The organism is Ideonella sp. (assembly GCF_036277275.1).
GTDB lineage: Bacteria > Pseudomonadota > Gammaproteobacteria > Burkholderiales > Burkholderiaceae_C > Ideonella.
Genome location: NZ_DASUNH010000169.1, coordinates 41,960 through 60,461, shown reverse-complemented (window position 1 = coordinate 60,461; position 18,502 = coordinate 41,960). Strand labels below are relative to the sequence as shown.

17 protein-coding genes are annotated in these 18,502 nt (G+C 67.9%); 7 read left to right on the top strand and 10 right to left on the bottom strand.

Going from position 1 to position 18,502, the window contains the following annotated elements:
• Nucleotides 1–7: 7 nt before the first annotated feature.
• The 3 genes from VFY73_RS28895 to VFY73_RS28885 all read right to left on the bottom strand — a co-directional run bounded on the left by VFY73_RS28895 (nucleotide 8) and on the right by VFY73_RS28885 (nucleotide 4,052).
• Entirely contained in the window at nucleotides 8–2,995 is a 2,988-nt protein-coding gene (locus VFY73_RS28895; RefSeq protein WP_329725050.1) for a formate dehydrogenase subunit alpha, read from the bottom strand.
• 51 nt (nucleotides 2,996–3,046) lie between these two features.
• On the bottom strand, nucleotides 3,047–3,265 hold the full coding sequence (locus VFY73_RS28890; protein WP_329725049.1) for a formate dehydrogenase: 219 nt from the start codon (nucleotides 3,263–3,265) through the stop codon (nucleotides 3,047–3,049).
• Nucleotides 3,266–3,359: 94 nt separating this feature from the next.
• The gene (locus tag VFY73_RS28885) at nucleotides 3,360–4,052 is read right to left on the bottom strand and encodes an arylesterase (protein ID WP_329725048.1); all 693 of its coding nucleotides are present in this window, start codon (nucleotides 4,050–4,052) and stop codon (nucleotides 3,360–3,362) included.
• Between VFY73_RS28885 and VFY73_RS28880 the strand changes: the two genes are divergently transcribed.
• Nucleotides 4,051–4,725, top strand: coding sequence for an ABC transporter ATP-binding protein (locus VFY73_RS28880; protein ID WP_329725047.1), 675 nt, complete (start codon nucleotides 4,051–4,053; stop codon nucleotides 4,723–4,725). The two genes, VFY73_RS28885 and VFY73_RS28880, sit on opposite strands and share 2 nt — an antisense overlap.
• 12 nt (nucleotides 4,726–4,737) lie before the next feature.
• Here VFY73_RS28880 and chrA read toward each other — a convergent pair whose 3' ends face one another.
• The 6 genes from chrA to VFY73_RS28850 form a co-directional block, all read right to left on the bottom strand.
• On the bottom strand, nucleotides 4,738–6,102 hold the full coding sequence (chrA, locus tag VFY73_RS28875; RefSeq protein ID WP_329725046.1) for a chromate efflux transporter: 1,365 nt from the start codon (nucleotides 6,100–6,102) through the stop codon (nucleotides 4,738–4,740).
• A 220-nt stretch (nucleotides 6,103–6,322) separates the two neighbouring features.
• Nucleotides 6,323–7,120 (bottom strand): peptidylprolyl isomerase, encoded by a 798-nt coding sequence (locus tag VFY73_RS28870; RefSeq protein ID WP_329725045.1) that lies wholly within the window; start codon nucleotides 7,118–7,120, stop codon nucleotides 6,323–6,325.
• Nucleotides 7,121–7,271: 151 nt separating this feature from the next.
• Entirely contained in the window at nucleotides 7,272–7,559 is a 288-nt protein-coding gene (locus tag VFY73_RS28865; protein ID WP_329725044.1) for a BolA family protein, read from the bottom strand.
• Nucleotides 7,556–8,209: a septation protein A gene (locus VFY73_RS28860; RefSeq protein WP_329725043.1), complete on the bottom strand. Its 654-nt coding sequence runs from the start codon at nucleotides 8,207–8,209 to the stop codon at nucleotides 7,556–7,558. Before VFY73_RS28860 ends, VFY73_RS28865 begins: the two co-directional genes overlap by 4 nt.
• A gap of 319 nt (nucleotides 8,210–8,528) precedes the next feature.
• Nucleotides 8,529–8,948: a peptide-methionine (R)-S-oxide reductase MsrB gene (gene msrB, locus VFY73_RS28855; RefSeq protein WP_329725042.1), complete on the bottom strand. Its 420-nt coding sequence runs from the start codon at nucleotides 8,946–8,948 to the stop codon at nucleotides 8,529–8,531.
• Between the two features lie 70 nt (nucleotides 8,949–9,018).
• Nucleotides 9,019–10,530 (bottom strand): protein adenylyltransferase SelO, encoded by a 1,512-nt coding sequence (locus tag VFY73_RS28850; RefSeq protein WP_329725041.1) that lies wholly within the window; start codon nucleotides 10,528–10,530, stop codon nucleotides 9,019–9,021.
• A 164-nt stretch (nucleotides 10,531–10,694) separates the two neighbouring features.
• Between VFY73_RS28850 and VFY73_RS28845 the strand changes: the two genes are divergently transcribed.
• The 6 genes from VFY73_RS28845 (at nucleotide 10,695) to VFY73_RS28820 (ending at nucleotide 17,304) form a co-directional block, all read left to right on the top strand.
• Nucleotides 10,695–13,490, top strand: coding sequence for a TonB-dependent receptor (locus VFY73_RS28845; protein WP_329725040.1), 2,796 nt, complete (start codon nucleotides 10,695–10,697; stop codon nucleotides 13,488–13,490).
• Entirely contained in the window at nucleotides 13,477–14,265 is a 789-nt protein-coding gene (locus VFY73_RS28840) for a DUF1223 domain-containing protein (RefSeq protein ID WP_329725039.1), read from the top strand. The genes VFY73_RS28845 and VFY73_RS28840 overlap by 14 nt, the downstream gene beginning before the upstream one ends.
• 24 nt (nucleotides 14,266–14,289) lie before the next feature.
• Nucleotides 14,290–15,729: a PLP-dependent aminotransferase family protein gene (locus VFY73_RS28835; protein ID WP_329725038.1), complete on the top strand. Its 1,440-nt coding sequence runs from the start codon at nucleotides 14,290–14,292 to the stop codon at nucleotides 15,727–15,729.
• Between the two features lie 19 nt (nucleotides 15,730–15,748).
• A complete protein-coding gene (locus tag VFY73_RS28830; RefSeq protein ID WP_329725037.1) occupies nucleotides 15,749–16,237 on the top strand; it encodes a hypothetical protein in 489 nt (162 codons plus the stop codon).
• Nucleotides 16,238–16,633: 396 nt separating this feature from the next.
• Nucleotides 16,634–16,828 carry a YqaE/Pmp3 family membrane protein gene (locus VFY73_RS28825; RefSeq protein WP_329725036.1) on the top strand — a complete coding sequence of 65 codons (195 nt, stop codon included), beginning with the start codon at nucleotides 16,634–16,636 and terminating at the stop codon, nucleotides 16,826–16,828.
• Between the two features lie 14 nt (nucleotides 16,829–16,842).
• A complete protein-coding gene (locus tag VFY73_RS28820; RefSeq protein WP_329725035.1) occupies nucleotides 16,843–17,304 on the top strand; it encodes a hypothetical protein in 462 nt (153 codons plus the stop codon).
• A gap of 4 nt (nucleotides 17,305–17,308) precedes the next feature.
• Here the strand turns inward: VFY73_RS28820 and solA are convergent, their stop codons facing one another.
• Complete coding sequence (gene solA / locus VFY73_RS28815; protein ID WP_329725034.1) at nucleotides 17,309–18,436, bottom strand: N-methyl-L-tryptophan oxidase; 1,128 nt, start codon at nucleotides 18,434–18,436, stop codon at nucleotides 17,309–17,311.
• Between the last annotated feature and the right edge of the window lie 66 nt (nucleotides 18,437–18,502).

Here is an 18,502-nt window from a genome sequence, read left to right as displayed (position 1 = left end):
GGGGGCTTCATGTTGCTCTCTCAACTTGGCAGACCGTGGTCTTGGTCTCCTGCATCATCGTCACACTGTCGTAGCCGTAGGTCGTGGCGGTGTTGATCGCCTCGCCGCGCACGACGGGGTGGGCGCCCTCGGGGTAGTAGGGCAGCATGTCCATGCCGCCCCAGCGGCCCGAGAAATGGAAGGGCAGGAAGACGGTCTCTGCGTCGACCCGCTCGGTGACCAGTGCCTTGACCTTCAAGCCCTTGAATTCGGGCACCGCGGCCATCGGCGGTGTCTTGACCCAGACCCAGTCGCCGTGGCGGATGCCGCGGTCGTTGGCGGCCCTCGGGTTGATCTCGATGAACATGTCCTGCTGCAACTCGGCCAGCCAGGGGTTCGAGCGCGTTTCTTCACCTCCGCCTTCGTACTCGACGAGCCGGCCCGAGGTCATGATCAGCGGGAATGTCTTGCCGATGTCGATGTTCTTGTCCTGGACGGTCTTGTAGAGCGTGGGCAGGCGCCAGAAGGCCTTCTTGTCGTCGTGCGTCGGGTACTTGGCGACGAGGTCGGGCCGGGTGCTGTACAGCGGCTCGCGGTGCTTCGGGATCGGGTCGGGGAAGTTCCAGACGGTCGCGCGGGCCTTGGCGTTGCCGAACGGGTGGCAGCCGTGGTTCTTCATCGCGACGCGGATGATCCCGCCCGACGGGTCAGTCTTCCAGTTCTTGCCTTCGGCGGCCTTTTGTTCGGCCTCGGTCAGTTCGCCCCACCAGCCGAGCTTCTTCAGCAACAGGTGGTCGAACTCGGGGTAGCCCATCGTCAGGTCGGCGCCCTTGGAGTGCGAGCCGTCACCCGCCAACAGCGAGACACCGTCACGCTCGACTCCGAAGTTCGCGCGGAAGTTGCCACCACCGTCCATCACATGGCGGCTGGTGTCGTACAGGTTGGCCGAGCCGGGGTGCTTCATCTCCGGCGTGCCGTAGCAAGGCCAGGGCAGGCCAAAGTAGTCGCCGTCGAGCGAGTAGCCGGTGGCCTTGTCGATGCCGCCCTTGGCGCGCAGTGTCTTTACGTCGAAGACGTTCATGTTGAGCATGTGGGCCTTCAGCCGCTCGGGGCTCTGGCCGGTGTAGCCGATGGTCCAGACGCACTTGTTGATCTCGCGCAGGATCGACTCGGGCTCGGGCTCGTCCAGGCCCTTGATCTTCTGCATCTTGTAGTTCTTGACCAGCTCCTTGCCGAAGCCGAGCTTGTCGGCCAGCTGGACCATGATCATGTGGTCGGAGCGGCTTTCCCACAGTGGGTCGATGACCTTCTCGCGCCACTGCAGCGAGCGGTTGCTCGCGGTGCAGGAACCGCTGGTCTCGAACTGCGTCGCGGCCGGCAGCAGGTAGACCGCGCGCTTCGGGTTCAGGTCTTCCGGCTTGCCAGGCATCGCGGCCATCGCCGCAGTGGCCGAAGGGAACGGATCGATCACGACCAGCAGGTCGAGTTTGTCCATCGCCTTCTTCATCTCGAGCCCGCGGGTCTGCGAGTTCGGTGCATGGCCCCAGAAGAACAGGCCGCGCAGGTTCGAGTCCTGGTCGATCAGCTCGTTCTTCTCGAGCACGCCGTCGATCCAGCGCGATACCGTCATGCCGGACTTGGCCATCATGCCCGGTGCGTACTGCTTCTTGATCCACTCGAAGTCGACGTCCCAGGCCTTGGCGAAGTGCTTGAAGGCCCCTTCGGCCAACCCGTAGTAGCCGGGAAGCGAATCGGGGTTGGGGCCGACGTCGGTCGCACCCTGCACGTTGTCGTGGCCGCGGAAGATGTTGGTGCCGCCGCCGCTGACACCGACATTGCCGAGCGTCAGCTGGAGCAGGCACGAGGCGCGCACGATCGCATTGCCGATGGTGTGCTGCGTCTGCCCCATGCACCAGACGATCGTGCTGGGCCGGTTGTCGGCCATGATCTTGGCGATCTTGAAGCAGGTGGCTTCGTCGACACCGCAGGCCTCTTGAACCTTCTCGGGCGTCCAGACGGTGAGCGCTTCTTCGCGCACCTTGTCCATGCCGTAGACACGGTCCTCGATGTACTTCTTGTCTTCCCAGCCGTTCTTGAAGATGTGGTGCATCAGGCCGAACAGGAACGGGATGTCCGAGCCCGAACGGATGCGCACATACTCGTCGGCCTTCGCTGCCGTGCGCGTGAAGCGCGGGTCGACGACGATCATCTTGCAGCCGGACTCCTTGGCGTGCAGCATGTGCAGCATCGACACCGGGTGCGCCTCGGCGGCGTTCGAGCCGATGTACAGCGCCGCCTTGCTATTCTGCATGTCGTTGTAGGAGTTGGTCATCGCGCCGTACCCCCACGTGTTCGCGACGCCGGCGACGGTGGTCGAGTGGCAGATGCGTGCCTGGTGGTCGCAGTTGTTGCTGCCCCAGAAGCTGACCCACTTGCGCAGCAGGTACGACTGCTCGTTGTTGTGCTTCGACGAGCCGACGATGAAGACCGAGTCCGGCCCGCTGGCCTGGCGCAACTCGAGCATCTTCTTGCTGATCTCGTCCAGCGCCTGGTCCCACGTGATCTTCTGGTACTTGCCGTCGACCAGCTTCATCGGGTATTTCAGTCGGTACTCGCCGTGGCCGTGCTCGCGCAGGGCGGCGCCCTTGGCGCAGTGCGCGCCCAGGTTGATCGGCGAGTCAAAGACAGGCTCCTGCCGCACCCAGATGCCGTTCTCGACCACCGCGTCGACGGCGCAGCCCACCGAGCAATGTCCGCAGACGGTGCGCTTGACCTCGATCTTGGGCGAGTCTTCGCCAGGCTTGGCCGGGTCGGCGGCGCGGGCCTTGCGAACCAGCATCAATTCGCCGGCAGCGATGCCGGCCCCGACACCCAGGCCCGAGCGGCGCAGGAACGCACGCCGGTCCATCGTCGGCATGGCGCGGGCGACGCCGCGGGACAGGCTGGCCACGAGGCTGGACGAGCCAGCGCCGGGGGGGCTTGCGTCGTTGGAAGGAGCTCTGCGGATCAGCAGCATGGTGTCTCCTGGCGGCCGCCCCGGCCGTGCCGGAGCACCTCGGTGAATGCGTCAGACCTTGGCGGTCTGGTAGTAGCGCTGGACGTGCGCGCTCAGGCGGTAACCACCGCCCTGCGGCTTGGGCACGGGGTCGGTGTTCGTGGTGGCAGGCGCCACCGGCACCAGGGGCAGGGCCACCGCGGTGGCCGCCAGCGCACCGGCGGTACCGGCGCCGGCGAACAGGCGTCGGCGCGACACGGCGGGTGGGTTCGATGGGGTCAGGTCAGCCACGGCAAACCTCCAGGCAGTGGGACCGCCAGATATGTAAAGGTTTGCATGTGTCGGGCGCCGAAGCACCCGTAAATACCCTTGAGACGGCGCGGATTCAGCGCAACGAGGCCTGAATCAGCGGGCGCAGCGTCGGCCAGACGTTGTCGACGATCAGCGGGTGGGCCTTGGCCAGCGGGTGGATCCGGTCGCCCTGGAACCAGTTTTCCGCGTCGGGCCGGTCGCCGACACCCTTCAGCAGGAACGGCACCAGCGCAATGCGCTCGGCCTTGGCCACGTCTTCGAAGCTCTTGGCGAAGTCCTCGGTGTACTGGCGGCCATAGTTGGGCGGCACCTGGATGCCGGCCAGCATCACCTTGGCGCCGGTGGCCTGGGCACTGCGGACCATCGCGGCCAGGTTGTCGCGTGTCTGGGCGAGTGGCAGGCCACGCAATGCGTCGTTGCCTCCCAGCTCGATCACCACCACCTTGGGTGCATGCGTCTTCAGCAGCGCCGGTAGCCGGCTGCGGCCGCCGGCGGTGGTGTCGCCGCTGATGCTGGCGTTGACCACCTCGATCGCCAGCTTCTCGCGCGCCAGCCGCTCGCTCAGCAGGGCGACCCAGCCGCTGCCGCGCGCCAGGCCGTACTCGGCCGACAGGCTGTCGCCGACAACGAGCAGCTTGGCCGGTGCAGCCGCCTGGGCCGGGATGCTGGCCGCCAAAAGCAACGCCGCGAGCCAGACGCTACAGTCGGCCACGAGCCGGCGGGCGACGCCTTGCCACGCCTTGACGAAGAAATTCAATCCACGCATGTCTGAACCCATCATTGCCGTCGAACACCTGACCAAGCGGGTGACCGATTCAACCGGCACGCTGACGATTCTCCACGACATCAACTTCACCCTGCGGGCGCAGGAGTCGGCGGCGATCGTCGGCGCCTCGGGCTCGGGCAAAAGCACGTTGCTGGCGCTGATGGCGGGGCTCGACGTGCCGAGCGAAGGCCGCGTCGTGATCGAGGGTGAAGACCTCTTCGCGCTCGACGAGGATGCACGTGCGGCGCTGCGCGCCCGCAAGCTGGGCTTCGTGTTTCAGAGCTTCCAATTGCTGGGCAACCGCACGGCGCTCGAGAACGTGATGCTGCCGCTGGAGCTGGCCGGCCGGCGCGATGCGCGCACGCTGGCGACCGAGATGCTGGGCCGCGTTGGCTTGAGCCAGCGTCTGTCGCACTACCCGCGCGTGCTGTCCGGTGGCGAGCAGCAGCGCGTGGCGCTGGCGCGCGCGTTCGTCGTGCGGCCACGCCTGCTGCTGGCGGACGAGCCGACCGGCAGCCTCGATTTCGCGACCGGCGAGACGGTGATGGCGCTGATGCTGGAACTCAACCGCGAGGTCGGCACGACGCTGGTGATGGTGACGCACGACCGCGCGCTGGCCGAGCGCTGCGAGCGCCAGTTGCACATCGAGGCCGGGCGCCTGCTCGACGCCTGAGCGTCAACCCCCTCAGCCCAGCAGCGGGCGCACGAGGCTGATCACCAGGCCGGCCAGCGCCGAACCCACCACGACAGGGATCACGCCGAGCTTGAAGCGGAACAGCGCCATCGCCGCGCCGGCACCGATGAGCGCCGACAGCCCGTCGAACGGCCCCGACCAGCCCTGCGGCCACAGCACGTGCCAGGCGAAGAACACCGCCAGGTTGACGATCACGCCGACCACCGCGGCGGTGATGCCGGTGAGCGGCGCAGTGAACTTCAGGTTGCCGTGGGTCGACTCGATGAACGGCCCGCCGAGCAGGATGAAGAAGAACGACGGCAGGAAGGTGAAGAAGGTGACCACGGTCGCGGCTGCTGCGCCGGCGAGGAACAGCGACTCGCTGCCGAAGATGGCCTTGGTCCAGCCGCCGACGAAACCGACGAACGAGACGACCATGATCAGCGGGCCGGGCGTCGTCTCACCCAGCGCCAGGCCGTCGATCATCTGCGTGGCGGTCAGCCACTGGTAGTGGTCGACCGCGCCTTGGTAGACGTAGGGCAGCACGGCATAGGCGCCGCCGAAGGTCAGCAGCGCGGCCTTGGTGAAGAACCACGCCATCTGGGTCAACACGGCCTCCCAGCCGTATGCAGCGGTCAGCGCGCCCATCGCGGCGGCCCACAGGCCGACGAAGACGACGATCACGCGACACAGGCGAGCCCAATTGAAGCGCGCATGCGCCGGCGTCGGCGTGTGGTCGTCGATCAGGGCGGCGCCGTACTGCTTCTTCGCCGCACCATGGCCGCCGCCGGCGCTGAACTTGTCCGGGGCGACGCGCCCACCGACGTAGCCGATCAGCCCGGCCGCCAGCACAATCAACGGGAACGGCAGCTGCAGCGCAAAGATCGCGACGAACGCGCCGGCCGCAATGCCCCAGAGCCACGCATTCTTCAGCGCCCGTGAGCCGACCCGGTAGGCGGCATGCACGACCAGGGCGGTGACGGCCGGTTTGATGCCGTAGAACATCCCCGCGATGACCGGCACATGGCCATAGGCCATGTAAACCCACGACAGGCCGATCAGGATGAACAGCGACGGCAGCACGAAGAGCCCGCCCGCCACGATGCCGCCGGCGGTGCGGTGCAGCAGCCAGCCGATGTAGGTGGCCAGTTGCTGTGCTTCGGGGCCTGGCAGCAGCATGCAGTAGTTCAGCGCGTGCAGGAAGCGGTTCTCGCTGATCCAGCGGCGCCGCTCGACCAGCTCCTCGTGCATGATCGCGATCTGCCCCGCCGGCCCACCGAAACTGATGAAGCCCAGCTTCAGCCAAAAGGCCAAGGCCTGGGAGAAGCTCACGTTCGCAGGGGCGGCGGGACTGGTCGTCAAGGTGTCGGTCGTCATGGCTATCAACGCGTCGTTGCGTGCGGGCCGGATGGGCGCGGCGAACGATACAGCCTGTGGCGCACCCAACCAGCCCGCCATGGCCGAAGGAAATCGTTCAAGCAGAGATGGCCCATGAAAAAGGCGCCCCGCGGGGCGCCTTCGTCGTGGTGAGGTGGCTCAAGCAGGGCACTGCGCTGGCGGCAGCGCCGGCCGGCCCTGGTTGCTCACCTCGAGTCGCTTACTGCTGGGCGAACTTGTAGTCGGTCTTGGCGGCCTTCTTCAGGTCGTCCTGGTACTTCTGCAGCTTGGTCTGCTCGACGCGCTGCATCAGCTGCGGCTTGACTTCTTCGAACGGCGGGAAGGTTGCTTCGCGGCTGTCTTCCAGCTTGATGATGTGGTAGCCGAACTGGGTCTTGACCGGGGTCTCGGTCATGTCGCCCTTCTTCAGTGCGGTCAGCGCGGCGCTGAACTCGGGCACATAACTGTCGGGCTTGGCGTAGTCGAGGTCGCCGCCGTTCTCGGCCGAGCCGGGATCCTTCGAGCTCTTCTTGGCCAGGTCTTCGAACTTGCCGCCGGCCTTGATTTCGGCGATCAGCTTCTTGGCCTCGTCTTCGTTCTCCACCAGGATGTGGCGAGCGCGGTACTCGGTGCCCGACTGCGCGGCCTTGACCTTGTCGTACTCGGCCTTGGCTTCTGCGTCGGTGGCGGGGTTCTTCTTCTTGAAGTCTTCGAACAGCTCGCGGATCAGCACGGTCTGGCGCAGTAGCTCCATCTGCTCCTTGTAGGCGGCGCTGGTCAGGATGCCCTTCTTCTCGGCTTCCTGGACGAAGATCTCGCGCATCACGACTTCGTCGCGGGCACGCGTCTGCAGCTCGGGCGTGGCCGGCTGGCCGCCTTTCGTCGCTTGCTTGATCAGCATATCGACGCGGGCCTTTTGAACGGGCTTGCCATTCACGGTGGCCACGTTTTGCGCCTGAACGGCGAGCGGCAACAGGATGGCAGCGGCAGCCAGGACGGCGGTGGATTTCAGGTTCATGCGTGTCGCCTTTACGTGGTGACTCGTGACGAGGGTCAACGGTGTGGAACTAGGGGGTTGCTTGTCAGGCATGCCGCGTCAATCGCGACCTGGAGGCAACGCGCGGCATGAGCCTCGCGTGGACACTAGGCGGTTTGCGCCAGCTACTTCTTCAGGGTTCATCCGGTGCGCGGGCGTCGATCGCCAGTGCGTGGATGCCCCGCGGCATCAAAGTGCTCAAAGAATCATACACGAGGCGATGTCGTGCCAATCGTGTCAAACCGCTGAAGCGATCGCTGACGATTCGCACCGACAAGTGGCTGCCTTCGCGGGCTCCGGCGTGTCCGGCGTGGGCGGCGCTGTCGTCGCGCACCTCCAGCTCTAGCGGGCTCAAGGCTTGCTGCAGGCAGGCTTGCACCGCGGTCGCGCTGACGTGCGGTTTGTCGGCCGGCGTGTTCATCGTTTTCCTTCCGGCGGTGCCTCGGCGGCGGCTTCCTCGTCGGGCAGGTAGCGACTCATGTACACGCCTTGACCCAGGAAGAAGGCGAACATCAGCCCGGTGGCGCCAAACACCTTGAAGTTGACCCAGGTGCTGGTCTCGAAGTTGTAGGCAACCCAAAGGTTGAGCAGGCCCATCAAGCCGAAAAACAGCACCCACGCGAGGTTCAGCCGGCGCCACACCGGGTCCGGCAAGACGATCTGTTCGCCGATCAAACGCTTCAACAAACTCTTACCAAAAACCGCCTGGCTGATCCAGAACGTCAGGCCGAGCGTCCAGTACAGGCCACTGGGTTTCCATTTGATGAAGGTGTCGTTGTGGAACCAGATCGTCAGGCCACCCAGCACGACCACCAGGCCGAGGCTGACCCACAGCATCAGATCGACCTTGCGGCCGCGCAATTTCAGGATGGCCACCTGCGCCAGCGTGGCGACGATCACGACGAGCGTTGCGAGCAGCACCGGGGCCTGCTCCGGCGTGACCACGCCGCCGGACACGAGTTGCCCGAAATGCTCCGAGGCGAAAGCGGCGGCCGCTTGCGGGTCGCTCCCGGTGTAGCGAAAGGTCACAAAAAACAGGACCAGGGGCAGGAAATCGAGCAGCAGCTTCATGAAAACAGGCAGGCCGGCCCACCGGCGGCAGGCGCGGGCCGGAGTCTACAGAACTGTCGCCCCCTAGGTCCGCCGTGGGCGGCCCGTCGCCCAAGGGGATCAAGCAGTAGGTGCGGCCCGTCGCTGCTTGAGGCCACGGACCGCCGCTGCACCAGGCGCTCCCGCAGGAGCCGTCGCCCTTCAAGTGGCGTGCGCGGATCCCCTCGGGGGGCTGAGGTCGGACACAAACAGTCCTGAGGACTGTTTGTGCCTACCGAAGGGCCGAGCCTCTGGCTCGGCGCGGCCCGCAAGGCAGGACCCGGAAGGGTCCGTGGGGGCCCTATTTCCCCGCGTCGAAATTGATCGCCGCCGAGTTGATGCAAAAACGCTCGCCGGTCGGTGCGGGGCCGTCGTCGAACACATGGCCCAGGTGCGACCCGCACTTGGCGCAGCGCACCTCGACCCGTGTCATGCCGTGTGACTCGTCGACCACCCGCTCGATGCGGCCGTCGTCGACCGCCTGCCAGTAGCTCGGCCAGCCGCAGCCGGCGTCGAACTTGGTGCCGGACTCGAACAGCGTCTCACCGCAGCCAACGCACTTGTAGACGCCACTTTGCCAGTGGTCCCAGAAGCGGCCGGTGAACGCTCGCTCGGTCGCGGCGTGGCGGGCGATCGCGTATTCGGCGGGGCTGAGTTGCGCGCGCCACTCCTCATCGGTCTTTTGGACCGGGTAGCGGGGGTCGTCATGTGCATGGCTCATGCCTGCCCCCCGTTCGCCGAGGGGGGAGCGGCCCGGCACTCGGCCCGAAGAAAGATGATGAATGCAGTCGTCATGAGGAACAGCTCACTTCAAGGTGTTGGGCCCAGTCGGGCGGGAAGGCGGCATCCGCCTCGTGCTCAGGCTGTTCGTCGAACGGGCGGCTCAGAACTTTCAGCAGGCGCATCACCTCGCTGAAATCGCCGGTCTCGGCGCGGTCGATCGCCGTCTGGGCGAGGTGGTTGCGCAGCACGTATTTGGGGTTCACCAGGCGCATCTGCAAGGCCCGCGCGGCGTCCTGGCTGTTCTCGCCCGCCAGCCGGCCCGCGTAGCGCACGGCCCAGGCGTCGAACGCGGTCCGGTCGATGAAGAGGTCGCGCAGGCCGCCGTTGGCGGCGTCGGGTGCGGTCGAGAAATCGCATAACCGGCGATGCGCGATCGTGAAGTCAGTCTTCTCGATGGCCAGCAACTGCAGCCAGCTGTCGATCAACGCCGCGTCGTCGTCGCGCGCTTCGGCCAGGCCCAGCTTCGCCCGCATCACACCAGTCATCGCCTGGCTGAAGGCCTCGGGGTAGGGGGCCAGCGCAGCCTGCAGGCCGTCGACGTTGTTGTCGACCAGCGGTGCCAACGCCTGGGCCAGCGCATGCAGGTTCCACCAAGCCACCTGCGGCTGCGCGGCAAAGGCATAGCGGCCGCGATCGTCCGAGTGGTTGCAGATGTGGCGAGGATCGAAGCCGTCGAGAAAGCCGAACGGCCCATAGTCGATCGTCAGGCCGAGGATCGACATGTTGTCGGTGTTCATCACGCCATGGCAGAACCCCACCGCCTGCCACTGCGCCATCAGCCGCGCGGTGCGCTCGGTCACCGCCTGAAGCAGTGCCAGCACCGGCGCAGGCTCGTCGCGGCACTCGGGGTAGAAGCGGTCGATCACGAAGTCGGCCAGCTGCGCCAGCTCGGTCGGCTTGCCGTGGTGCGCGAAATGCTCGAAATGGCCGAAGCGGATGAAGCTCGGCGCCACACGCGTGGCTACCGCCGCCGTCTCGATGCGCTCGCGCCGCACCGGCAGGCGCGAGCCGGTGACGCACAGTGCCCGCGTGGTCGGGATGCCCAGGTGGTGCATCGCCTCGGAGCACAGGAACTCGCGGATCGACGAGCGCAGCACCGCGCGGCCGTCGCCCATGCGCGAGTACGGCGTGAGCCCGGCACCCTTGAGCTGGATCTCCAGCGGCCCCGACGGCGTGTCCAGCTCGCCCAGCCACAACGCGCGGCCGTCGCCCAATTGGCCGGCCCAGACGCCGAACTGATGCCCGCTGTAGACCGAGGCCAGCGGCTGCATGCCGGGCCACAGCGCGTTGCCGCTGAAGACCTGCAGCGGTGGTGCATGGCCTTTGGCATGGCCGGTCTCGCGCCAGTCGGGCCCCCAGCCCAGCAGAGCGGCGCAATCGTCGCTCCAGGCCACCCAATGCGGATCGGGCATGCCGGTCGCGCCGAGTTCGGTGAAGAAGGCCGAGCCCAGGGTGGCAAAGCGGTTGGACCAGGCCAGCGGGGTCGTCGGGGCCGGCGCAGCGGCAGTGCGGTCGTTCATCCGCCCAGTGTAGGCAGCACCGCCTTCAGCACAGCGGGCAAGGTTTTCAGCAAGGCGCCGTGCCCGCCGATTGGGCCCAATCGCTGCGCCCGAATTGGGCCCCTGCGATCGATTGGGCCGATCCCAGAATTTCCGGCATTCCACACCAACGCAGGAGAGTCACGATGCCGCAACGCCGCCGCCGCACCCCCAGCCGCCTCTTCCACCCCACCCCCTTGGCCGGGGTGCTGGCATGGGCCTTCGGCATGGGTGCCATGGCATCGGCCTCGGCGCAACCGGCCACGCCGCCCGAGCCCGAGGCCAAGCCGCAGCGGGTGGAGATCACCGGCTCGTCGATCAAGCGCATCGAGGCCGAGACCGCATTGCCGGTGCAGGTGATCCGGCGCGAAGAGATCGAGTCGTCCGGTGCGACCAATGTCGAGCAGCTGCTGACCCGCGTCGCCGCGGCCACCAGCGGCGGTTCGGTCTCCGCGTCGATGGCCGCTGGCGCCACCACCGGCGGCCTGTCGAGCGCGTCGCTGCGCGGCCTGTCGGGCACGCGCACGCTGATCCTGATCAATGGCCGGCGCGTGAGCGCGTTCGGCGCCATCGGCGACAGCGTGTCGGTGGACGTCAACTCGATCCCGCTGGCCGCCATCGAACGCGTCGAGGTGCTGAAGGACGGGGCTTCGGCCGTGTACGGCAGCGATGCGGTGGCCGGTGTCATCAACTTCGTGCTGCGGCGCGACTACCGCGGCGCCGAGGTCGGCCTCGAGTACGGCAACTCGACGCAGGGGGGCGGCTCGATCACCCGCGCCAGCATGCTGTGGGGCCATGGCGAATCGGCGGTCGACGGCCACAACGTCACACTGATCGGCACCTACCAGAAGGAAGAAGGCCTGCGAGGGCGTGACCGGGACTTCGCCAAGTCGAGCGTCAATGTCGACCACCTGAACGACACAACCTCGGGCAACTCCTTCCCGGCCAACATCTTCTTCAACGGCCGCAGCTATAACCCGATGGCGCCGGACTGCGATCCGTCGGTGTCGAGCCCGCTGTTCGGCCCGGCCGTGTGCCGCTACGACCCCGCGCCCTCGGTGCAACTGGTGCCGCCGACCGAGCGCATCGGCTTCATGGCCAGCGCGATCTTGCCGTTGAACCCCGACATCGAGGCCTTCGGCGAGCTGTCGTACGGCCGCACGACCATCCGCACGGTGATCCAGCCGGTGCCGATCTCGGACCAGTTCGCGCTGCCGCCGAACCACCCGCTGTTCAACGTGGCGCCGTACAACGGCAACGCCACCATCGTGCTGCGGCCCGATTCGCCGTACTACCCGACCGACTTCGTGCGCGCGCAGCTCGAGCCGGGCGACCCGCTGCCGGACGTGCTGGTGCGCTACCGCTCGGCCGTGACCGGCGACCGCGACCTGACCGACATTGTCGAGCCAGCGCGCGGATTGGTCGGCCTGCGCGGCACGCTGGGCGCCTGGGATTTCGACGCCGCGCTGCTGCACAGCCAGTCGAAGGTGACCGAGCGGGTCAACAGCGGCTACCCGTCGTATGCCGGCATCCTGCCGCTGCTCAACAGCGGGCGGGTCAACTTCTTCGGCCCCAACACATCGGACGTGCTGGCCGAGATCGAGGCGACGCAGTTCCGTGGCAACGCCTATGTCAATCAGACGAGCCTGAGCAGCCTGGCGGCCAAGGGTTCGACCGAGCTGACCAGCCTGGCTGGCGGCGCGCTCGCGCTGGCGCTGGGGGGTGAACTGCGGCTCGAGGCCTACGAGTCGTCGCCGAGCGTGACGATCCAGTCCGGTGACATCACCGGCTACGGCGGCAACTTTCTGCCGGTCGACAAGGACCGCCAGGTCAAGGCGGTGTTCGCCGAGCTGAACGCGCCGCTGCTGAAGGGCCTGGAGCTGGATTTCGCGGTGCGCCACGACCGCTACGAAGGTTCGGGCTCGGCGACCACGCCGAAGGCCAGCGTTCGCTGGCAGCCGATGCGCGAGCTGCTGGTTCGCGGCTCGGTTGGCCGGGGCTTCCGCGCGCCGAGCCTGACCGACCTGTTCGGCCCGCAGACGACCGGCGTCACCGCCAACGGCCTGAGCGACCCATTGCGCTGCGGTGTCGACGGCAACAACAGCTCGAACGATTGCCAGACGCAGTTCCCGATCCTCGCCGGCGGCAACCCCACACTCGAGCCCGAGCGCAGCCGCAACACCACGCTGGGCCTGGTGATCGAGCCGATGGCCGGGCTGTCGCTGGGCATCGACGCCTTCGACATCCACCTCGGCAAGACCATCGTCGCCGGCGTGCCGGCCGGCAACATCCTGGCCGATCTCGACCGCTTCGGCCACCTCGTCCGGCGGGGCCCGCCGGACGATGCGTTCCCGAACCTGCCCGGGCCGATCATCGAGATCGACCAGCGCCAGATCAACCTGGGCGAAAGCCGGATCCGAGGGCTGGACATCGATGCCAAGCTGCGCTGGCCCAGGCTGCCGATCGGCGACATCGGCGTCAGCCTGAACGGCACCTACTTCCTGAAGTACGACGTGCAGGCGCCGGACGGCACCTTCTCGGACGGCATCGCCGACGCGAACAGCCTGGCCAGTGCCAACGCGGCTGGCATCATCCCGCGCTGGAAGCACTACCTGGCGTTCAACTGGCGCTTCGGCCCCTGGTCGGCCACGCTGGCGCAGAACTACCAGACCGGCCACAAGGACGTACCGGGCACCTTCGAAGACACCGAAGACCCGGCCTTCAAGCCGCGCCGCGTCAGCGACTACACGACCTACGACCTGCTGGCCAGCTACCAGTTCAGCCGCGCGCTGGAGCTGGGCCTGGGCGTGAAGAACCTGCTCGACACCGATCCGCCCTACACCAACAACGGCGGTCAGTCCTTCTTCCAGTCGGGCTACGACCCGAGCTATGTCGACCCACGCGGCCGCTTCGTCTACCTGCGCGCCAATGTCCGCTTCTGATGTCATGCTCGGCACGCTCGGCCTGCTGATCGTCGCTGCGGCCCCGCACGGCTTCGCCGCCGCGTCGGATCAAGGTTCGGGTGCGACACGACTGGCTTGCCGCATGGCGCCGCCCGGTGCGCGCATCGTGCTGGCCGAGCTGTACAGCTCGGAAGGCTGCGACAGCTGTCCGCCGGCCGAGCGTCGCTTCGGCGCGTTCAATCCCGGGCTGGAGCTGGTGCCGGTGGTCTGGCACGTCGACTATTTCGACAGCCTGGGCTGGGTCGACCGTTACGCACTGCCCGCCTCGTCGCAGCGGCAGAAGGCGTTGGTCGCGGCGGGCGGCGTGCCGGCGGTGGTCACGCCGCAGGTCTTCGTCGACGGCTTGGCGTTCCCAGCCTGGCGCGACGAGCGGGCGCTGCGCTCTCGCCTGTTGCGCCAGGCCGCGCAGACGCCGACGGTGGCGCTGGTGCTGCAGGGCCTGGCGCGCGACGGCGACCACCTGCGCTTCGAGCTGCGCGCCCAGGCGGCACCTGCCGCACCGCCGATCCAGCTGCAGGCGGTGCTGCTCGAAGGGGGGCTGGTGTCGCCGGTGTCGCAAGGCGAGAACCGCGGCGTCACGCTGCACCACGAGCACGTGGTGCGCGCCGTCGCGGGGCCGGTGGCGGGGGCCGGCCCCTGGCGTGCGCAACTGGCCTTGCCGAAGCCCACGCCGGCTGAGCTGGCGGTGGTGGTATGGGCGCAAGACGAGACTGGCCGCACGCTCAATGCGAGCTGGGCGCGCTGTACGCTGTAAGCCCGCGAACCATTCATCCCCGCCATGCACCTTGATCTCGACGGCGACGGGCCCCAGTACCTGCAGCTCAGCCGCGCGATCCGCAGTGCCGTGCAGCAGGGCCGGCTGGCCAGCGGCACGCGGCTGCCGCCCACGCGCGAACTGGCGCAGACGCTGGGCCTGGCGCGCAACACCGTCCGCGCTGCTTACGAGCACCTGGGTGCACAAGGGCTGGTCGAGGGCCGCGTCGGGGCGGGCAGCTTCGTCCACGCGAACGGTCACGACAGTGCGCCGGGTTCGACACCGGCGTCTTCGAACGGCGCCGCGCCGGCGCCCTCGGCGTACGCCCGCCGTGCGCGCGAGCTGCGGCGCGAGTTCCCGGCTTGGCAACGCCACCAGGGCGTGCGCTACAGCCTGCAATACGGCGAGCCGTTTGCCGATGTCCTGCTGCCCGAGCAGTGGCGAAACGCGTTGGCGCGAGCGGCGCTCTACACGCCGATGGGCTACCCGGCGATGGCCGGCGCGCCCGCGCTGCGCGAGGCCGTGTGCAAGTACCTGCGCGCCCGCCGCGCGGTGGACGCCACGCCGGACAATGTGCTGATCGTTGCCGGCACCCAGCAGGCGTTGGCGCTGTCCGCACGGGTGCTTCTCGACGAAGGCGATACCGCGGTGGTCGAAGACCCCGGCTACTTTTCGGCCCGCCACACCTTCCTGGCCCATGGCGCGCGGCTGGTCGGCGTGCCGGTTGACAAATCCGGCCTGATCGTCGACGAGCTGCCGCAGCGGCGGCCGGGGCTGGTGTTCGTCACGCCGTCGCACCAGTTTCCGCTCGGCGCGGTGATGTCGCAGCGGCGGAGGCTGGAACTGCTGCGTTATGCCGCGCGTCACGACACCTGGGTCGTCGAGGACGACTACGACGCCGAACTGCGCTACGACAGCCGCCAGGTGGCCGCGCTGCGGGCGATGGACCGCCAGGGGAGGGTCATCTTCGTCGGCAGTTTCTCGAAGGTGCTGGCGCCGTCGATCCGGCTCGCCTACATGGTGCTGCCGACGGCCCTGCGTGAGGACTTCGTCACCGCCAAGCGCCTGATGGACCTGGGATGTCCGGCCATCGAGCAGGCGGCGCTGGCCCACTTCATGGAGACCGGTGCATTCGAGCGCCATCTGCGCCGCGTCGTGCGCGCGCTGCGGGCGCGCCGCAACGCCTTGTTCTCGGCCATGCAGCAGCATGGCGCCGACTGGCTGGAGCTGCACGACAGCCATGCCGGCATGCATGTGGTGGGCCGGCTCAAAGGCCGAGCGGCCGCCCGGCAAGACGAGCTGATCGAGGCGGCGCGGCTGCGCGGCGTCGGCGTCTACACGCTGGCGCAGCACTACATCCGGCCGCCGGCCCAGCCGGGGCTGTTGTTCGGCTTTGCGGCGCTGTCGCCGAGCGAGATCGAAGTGGCGGCGCGCCAGCTGGGCCGCGCCGCGAGCGAGTTGTGAACGAAACCGCGAGGAGACGATGAACCAACCTGCACTGATGGCCATCCTGGCCGGCGGCGGCATGGCCGCGTTGAACGACGGCCTGTTGGCCTGCATTTTCTGGGGCGTCACCCGCGGTGCATCCCCGGAGCGGGTCTTCCAGAGCGTCTCGGCCGGGCTGCTGGGCCGTGAGGCGGCGATGGCCGGCGGGCTGCCCACGGCGCTGTTGGGCGTGGTGCTGCACGTCGTCATCGCGATCGGCATGGCGACGGCCTTCGTGCTGACTGCGCAGCGCGTGCCGGCCCTGCTGCGCTGGCCCTGGCCGCTGGTGGGCCTGGCCTACGGCGCGGTGCTGTATGCGGTGATGCACGGCGTGGTGGTGCCGCTGTCGCGCGCCTCGGCGCCGCCGTTCTGGTGGCCCTGGGCGATGGCCGACGTCGGTAGCCACCTGCTGCTGTGTGGCCTGCCGATCGTCTGGGCGGCTCGGTACTGGTTGGTCGCTGCGCCGCCCGTCCGCCTGGGAGGCTGATGTCAGCCGCGGCGCGGCCGGCATAAGAAAAGCCCGCGACCATTCGCATGGTGGCGGGCTTACTTCCGAGCGATGTGCAGTTGCACAACGACGCATCGCTCTGCACAGGGTCACGGGTTCCCTGGTTCCGCCCAGTCTGCGGCCGGTTGCGTGCTTGCGATGTCGCCATTGTGCGTGGCGGCACGGTCGGTGATCGATCGATTAGACGGCGCAATCGCCACCATCTTGACAGTTGGTATCCCCGTTCGGGCGCGAATTGGGCAGACCCTGAGCTGCCAGGGGTTGGCGGCGTCCGGCCCTCGGGCACTCGACCGGAGAATTGCGCTAACCTTGCAAGTCCTGGGAGTCGCGCGTCCGCGCGGCTCGGCGTCCTTTCAACCCACAGATCTCACTGCCATGCGTCTTCTTCTGGCCATGCTCCTGCCCTGGCTCCAGTTCTTCACCATCGGCCGCCCGTTCGCCGGCATCATTTGCCTGTTGCTGCAGCTGACGATCATCGGCTGGCTGCCGGCGGCGATCTGGTCGGTCTATGCGCTGAGCCAATACAAGACCGATCGGAAGATCGAGAAGGCGATGGCTGCACGGGGCTGACGGCAGCGACGCCCATGCCTTCGTTCGCTGTTCGCACCGAACTGCGCGTCACGCCCGCGGCGTTCTGGGCGCGGATGTCGATGTCCGCGGTGAATGCCGAGTTGTCACCGCTGGTGCGCATGACGTGTCCCGATCGATGGCGTCGGTGCCCGCTCGCCCAGTGGTCGACGGGGGCCGTGCTGTTTCGCAGCGTCGTGCTGCTGTTCGGCGTGTTGCCCGTCGATCTGCATTCACTGCGGCTCGAGTCGATCTACGCCGACGAGCGCGGTTTCCTCGAGCGCTCGTATTCGTGGTGCAACCGGCAATGGCAGCATGAGCGAACCACCACCGCCACGGCGGCGGGCTGCATCGTCGAAGACAAGGTGTCCGTCGAAGGCCGGATTCCGGCCGTCACGATGCTGCTGCTGCCCGTCTACCGATGGGTCTTTCTCCATCGGCACCGGCGATTGAAGGCGTTGTACGGGGCGGCTCTCTGACTGTCTAGCGCCATCGAAACAAACCGAGATCGAAGTGTGCCGGCTTGCCCTGCACCAGATCGGCGACGATCTCGCCGATCACCGGCGCGAACTTGAAGCCGTGTCCCGAGCACGGGCTGGCGACCAGCACCTGGGGCTGGTCCGGGCAGCGGTCGATCCAGAAGTGCTCGTCCGCCGTGTTGGTGTACAGGCACACCGACGATGCGAGCCGATGCCCGTCGGCGGCCGGCACGAACCGGCGTACTGCGGCGCGCAGCTCGTCGACGTCCCGCGAGGTGACCTCGCGCCGCACAGCGTCGACCGTGCTTGTTTCCCCGCCGTGGTGGAAGGCCAGCTTCACGCCGGCGCCCATGTCGGGCAGGCCGTAGAAGAAACGGGTGCCGTCGATCTGCCACAGGTGAACGGGGCAGCGGGTGGGGCCGAACGCCGCGGCATCGGCCGTTGGCGCCAGCCAGTGCAACACCTGCCGCTCGACCCGAAACGGCAGCCGCAGGCCAGGCAACAGCGAAGCAGCCCACGCGCCGGCGCTGATGATCAGTTGCCGGGCCCGGCAGTGGCGCAGCGCCGTGAAGACACTCACGTCGCCGCCATCGGGCTGCCAGCGGTCGACAGGCTCGTCGAAGTGCAGGGTGGCGCCGCAGCGCCGGGCCTGATCGAGCTGCGCCGCCACGCAGGCTTCGGGCGCCAGCACGCCGGCGCGCGGCTCCCATACGCCCACCATGTCTGCCTCGGGCTGGAGGACCGGAAAGCGAGCGCGGATTTCTGCCGCCGACAGCAGTTCGTGCGCCAGGCCGTGTTGCTGCGCGCTGCGGCGAGCGCCTTCGACCAGCACGCTGTCGGGCGCGCCGATCATCAGGCCGCCGGTGGGCGACAGCAGCGAGCTGCCCGTGCGCCGTTCCAGCTCGCGCCACAGCTCGAAGGCCCGCTGCACCATGGGCACGTACAGCGGATGCTCGAAGTAGGCCTCGCGGATGATCCGCGAGTCGCCATGCGAAGAGCCCATGGTGTGGGGTGGCGTGAAGCGGTCGAAGCCGACCACGTCGAGCCCGCGCCGGGCCAGCTCGAAGGCCGCCGCGCTGCCCATGGCGCCCAGGCCGATGATCGCGACGTCGTGGGTTCGTTCGATACTCATGGGTCAAGCCTACCTCGCCGGGCGTCGTGTGGGTGGACCATGGGCCGCGCGGGCCGCGGCGGCCCG

Bases quoted from the DNA above. Each gene is read 5' to 3' on its own strand.
- VFY73_RS28895 (WP_329725050.1), bottom strand. From the start codon at position 2,995: ATGCTGCTGATCCGCAGAGCTCCTTCCAACGACGCAAGCCCCCCCGGC.
- VFY73_RS28880 (WP_329725047.1), top strand. From the start codon at position 4,051: ATGTCTGAACCCATCATTGCCGTCGAACACCTGACCAAGCGGGTGACC.
- VFY73_RS28885 (WP_329725048.1), bottom strand. From the start codon at position 4,052: ATGCGTGGATTGAATTTCTTCGTCAAGGCGTGGCAAGGCGTCGCCCGC.
- chrA (WP_329725046.1), bottom strand. From the start codon at position 6,102: ATGACGACCGACACCTTGACGACCAGTCCCGCCGCCCCTGCGAACGTG.
- VFY73_RS28870 (WP_329725045.1), bottom strand. From the start codon at position 7,120: ATGAACCTGAAATCCACCGCCGTCCTGGCTGCCGCTGCCATCCTGTTG.
- VFY73_RS28865 (WP_329725044.1), bottom strand. From the start codon at position 7,559: ATGAACACGCCGGCCGACAAACCGCACGTCAGCGCGACCGCGGTGCAA.
- VFY73_RS28860 (WP_329725043.1), bottom strand. From the start codon at position 8,209: ATGAAGCTGCTGCTCGATTTCCTGCCCCTGGTCCTGTTTTTTGTGACC.
- msrB (WP_329725042.1), bottom strand. From the start codon at position 8,948: ATGAGCCATGCACATGACGACCCCCGCTACCCGGTCCAAAAGACCGAT.
- VFY73_RS28850 (WP_329725041.1), bottom strand. From the start codon at position 10,530: ATGAACGACCGCACTGCCGCTGCGCCGGCCCCGACGACCCCGCTGGCC.
- VFY73_RS28845 (WP_329725040.1), top strand. From the start codon at position 10,695: ATGCCGCAACGCCGCCGCCGCACCCCCAGCCGCCTCTTCCACCCCACC.
- VFY73_RS28840 (WP_329725039.1), top strand. From the start codon at position 13,477: ATGTCCGCTTCTGATGTCATGCTCGGCACGCTCGGCCTGCTGATCGTC.
- VFY73_RS28835 (WP_329725038.1), top strand. From the start codon at position 14,290: ATGCACCTTGATCTCGACGGCGACGGGCCCCAGTACCTGCAGCTCAGC.
- VFY73_RS28830 (WP_329725037.1), top strand. From the start codon at position 15,749: ATGAACCAACCTGCACTGATGGCCATCCTGGCCGGCGGCGGCATGGCC.
- VFY73_RS28825 (WP_329725036.1), top strand. From the start codon at position 16,634: ATGCGTCTTCTTCTGGCCATGCTCCTGCCCTGGCTCCAGTTCTTCACC.
- VFY73_RS28820 (WP_329725035.1), top strand. From the start codon at position 16,843: ATGCCTTCGTTCGCTGTTCGCACCGAACTGCGCGTCACGCCCGCGGCG.
- solA (WP_329725034.1), bottom strand. From the start codon at position 18,436: ATGAGTATCGAACGAACCCACGACGTCGCGATCATCGGCCTGGGCGCC.